The following is a 2730-nucleotide window of genomic DNA, read 5'->3' on the forward strand; positions in this document are numbered from 1 at the left end:
CTGTTATTGCCGTTGGCGGTGTCCTAGGAACGATAGTTACCGCTGTCGCAACTTTTTTTCTATGGCGCGTAACCAAGACTCTTGCGCATGAAACGACAAGGATGGCTGAAGCCGCAGCTCAACCACATGTCGTCGTGACACTCACTCCCAATCGGTGGTCAATGCGGCATTTTGATATTCACATCGACAACACCGGAAATGCGACAGCATATGACATTTCTATCGCCTTCGATCCTCCACTAGAAAATGGGGAGGCACGCGGAGACCGGGTCGAAATCCCATTCCAGAAAATAAGTGTCCTCAAACCCGGTCAAGGCATGGTGAGTTATTTGTCTGAATTCGGAAAACTGAAGGGCAAGACCTACGAAGTTGACATTAGCTGGAAGCGTGATGCGTCCAGCCAACAGCGTCAGAAAAATTCATATACCTTAAGTATGCTCGACCATGAGGGAGTCAGTCGTCTCGGAGATGAGCCATTGGTTGAGATCGCCAAACACATCAAGAAAATTGAGGAAAACTGGAGTCCGGTTGCCAAAGGGAAAAAACGCACAAAGGTAGATGTGTTTAGCGGTTTTGATAGGCTGCATGAGCGTCGAGAAGCGAATCGGATGCGTCGTCAGTGGCAAAGAGAACAAGAGGCTCATTCTTCAAAGAATGCGCAATCTGACACTCCGAATTCTCAGCAATAACTCGTTTTAAATCCGGGCGCGGACACCGACGCGCCCGGATTTGCTTTTCACAGCGCCCAGGACGGAACGGCCTGGGCGCTGTGCTTGCTGACCGCGTTATTCCTGCGCCTTGATGAATCGCACAAAGCGAAGCGCCCCGGTTGTGGCCGAGGCGCTTACCTTCCGCAAAGTTCAAGCGGCCAGCGCCTGCGTGAGTTCATCCGCCATTGCTTCGGCATCCGCCGGGGCGTTGTCTTGCTCCTGCATGGTTTCCGACGTTTCAGCCTTGAAGATAGCAGGCATCCAGCTCGTACCGTTCGCCAGCCGTTCGGCTTCGCTGGCAATGTCGCCTTTCTTCAACTTCGCCAGCCGGGTGATGTGTGCCGGGGCGTACTGCTCAACGGCTTCCAGAATCGCGGCCTTCGGTACATGCTGGAAGTAGCCGTCTGCGGTCGGCTTCCACCATGCCGCCATGTCCAGCCTCACGGCCTGCGCCAGTTCCGCGCCCGGCTGCTGTGCTATAGCGCGGGGCGTCACCACGTCCACCGTGGACGCCACGCACACGGCCAACAGGCGCACCAGTTCATCCTGCGGCTTCGCCAGCAGCGCGGCGAACAGTTCGGCGCTGTCCTCCGGCAAGGCTTCACCCGCCACCTGTTGCAGTTCACGCAGCGCCACGGCGGCGGGCGATTCCGGCCAGTCCGGGGCCATGCCTTCCAGCCGGTCTTGCACTTTCATGCTCACGCCTGTGTAAACCCACCACGTTGTTCAGTGGCAATGACAGCCGGCTAACAGGCGGCTGGTAGCCGACGCTGGCATGGGGTCGATGCCAGTTGTAGTGATGCAGCCACCGCGGGAGGGCCTCGGCGCGCTGGGTCGAGCTTTCATAGGACCTGGCGTAGGCCCATTCCCGAAGGACCGTCTGGACCAGTCGTTCGGCTTTGCCGTTGGTTCGCGGGGTGTAGGGCCGGGTTCGCTTGTGGCGAAGGCCAAGGCGCGTGATGAGCCGGCGGAAGCGGCGGGATTTGTAGCAGGCCCCGTTGTCGGTCAGGACGCGCTGGAAGCGCACGCCCAAGGAGCGGTAATAGCGCACGGCGCTCAGCAGGGCGCGGCAGGCGCTCGAGCCGCGCTCATCGGGTTCGATCGTGCCGAACGCGACCCGTGAGTGATCGTCGATAGCCAGATGGACGAACTCCCATCCCGCGCCATCGGATGCGCCGGCCCGGTCGCCGGTCACGCGATGTCCGGGACGCCAGAAGCGGCCCAATTTCTTGATGTCCAGATGCAGCATGTCGCCCGGCGCGGCGTGTTCGTAGCGGTTGTCCGGACGTGCCGGCTCCAGCTCCGCCAAGCGATGCAGCCCGGCACGCCGGAGCAGTCTGGCGGTCGTGCTTGGCGCGACATCCAGCGCCATGGCGATCTCGCGATACGTCTGCCGCGCCCGGCGGCGCTCGATCAGTTGCGCGACCACAGCCGGTGGGGTGGCATGGGGGCAATGCGTCGGCCGCGACGACCGATCCACCAGTCCTTCGACGCCTTCCTCCCGGAAGCGACGCAGCCACTTGTAGGCGGTCCGGACGCTAACGCCCGCGGCGTGGGCGGCTTCTTCGATCCGAAGCCCTTCATCGACCACCCGCCGCACGAGCAGGGCTCGACCGCGAGGCGTAAGACGGGCATGTTTATGCAGGTTCATCCGGGGCTCCTGGGGGCTGGGTTGGCTTCGTAACCCCCATCTTCCAGAGATGCCCCGGATGAACAACCTACTGAGAGATCACACCTGTGGCAGGTCGTGGCCGTAGTGGCTGTCCTGCAAGACGGTCTGCACCATGCCATGCACCAGCGCGGCCAGCGCGACTTGCGGATGCCGGGCGACTTCGATTTGCAGCGCGGCGGTGCGGTGCGCGCTCAACCGCTGCGCCAGCCGGTCGGACAGGCTCGCGGCCTTGGGCGGCTCGGCGTCCTCGCCTTCGTCGTCGTTCCCGGCTTCGCCTTCCGCGCTGCCGAAACCCTGCCGCAAGCGTTCCAGCGTGCGCAGCGCCTTGGCTTCGGCTTCGCGCAGCAG

General features: G+C 61.9%; 1 protein-coding gene and 3 pseudogenes. 1 reads left to right on the forward strand and 3 read right to left on the reverse strand.

The window, feature by feature from the left end; genetic code table 11:
* The coding region (locus VIR09_RS30395; RefSeq protein ID WP_332016255.1) for a hypothetical protein at positions 1 to 689 on the forward strand (689 nt) is incomplete at its 5' end.
* A gap of 171 nt (positions 690 to 860) precedes the next feature.
* On the opposite strand, the pseudogene VIR09_RS30400 reads toward VIR09_RS30395, so the two are convergent.
* The 3 pseudogenes from VIR09_RS30400 to VIR09_RS30410 form a co-directional block, all read right to left on the reverse strand.
* Positions 861 to 1415, reverse strand: a pseudogene (locus tag VIR09_RS30400) (chromosome partitioning protein ParB); the annotation flags it as partial.
* Between the two features lies 1 nt (position 1416).
* Positions 1417 to 2361: pseudogene (locus VIR09_RS30405) on the reverse strand (IS481 family transposase); the annotation flags it as partial.
* Between the two features lie 87 nt (positions 2362 to 2448).
* A pseudogene (locus VIR09_RS30410) lies at positions 2449 to 2730 on the reverse strand (chromosome partitioning protein ParB); the annotation flags it as partial.

The organism is Achromobacter sp. (assembly GCF_036567245.1).
In the GTDB taxonomy this organism is placed as follows: Bacteria; Pseudomonadota; Gammaproteobacteria; order Burkholderiales; family Burkholderiaceae_B; genus Achromobacter.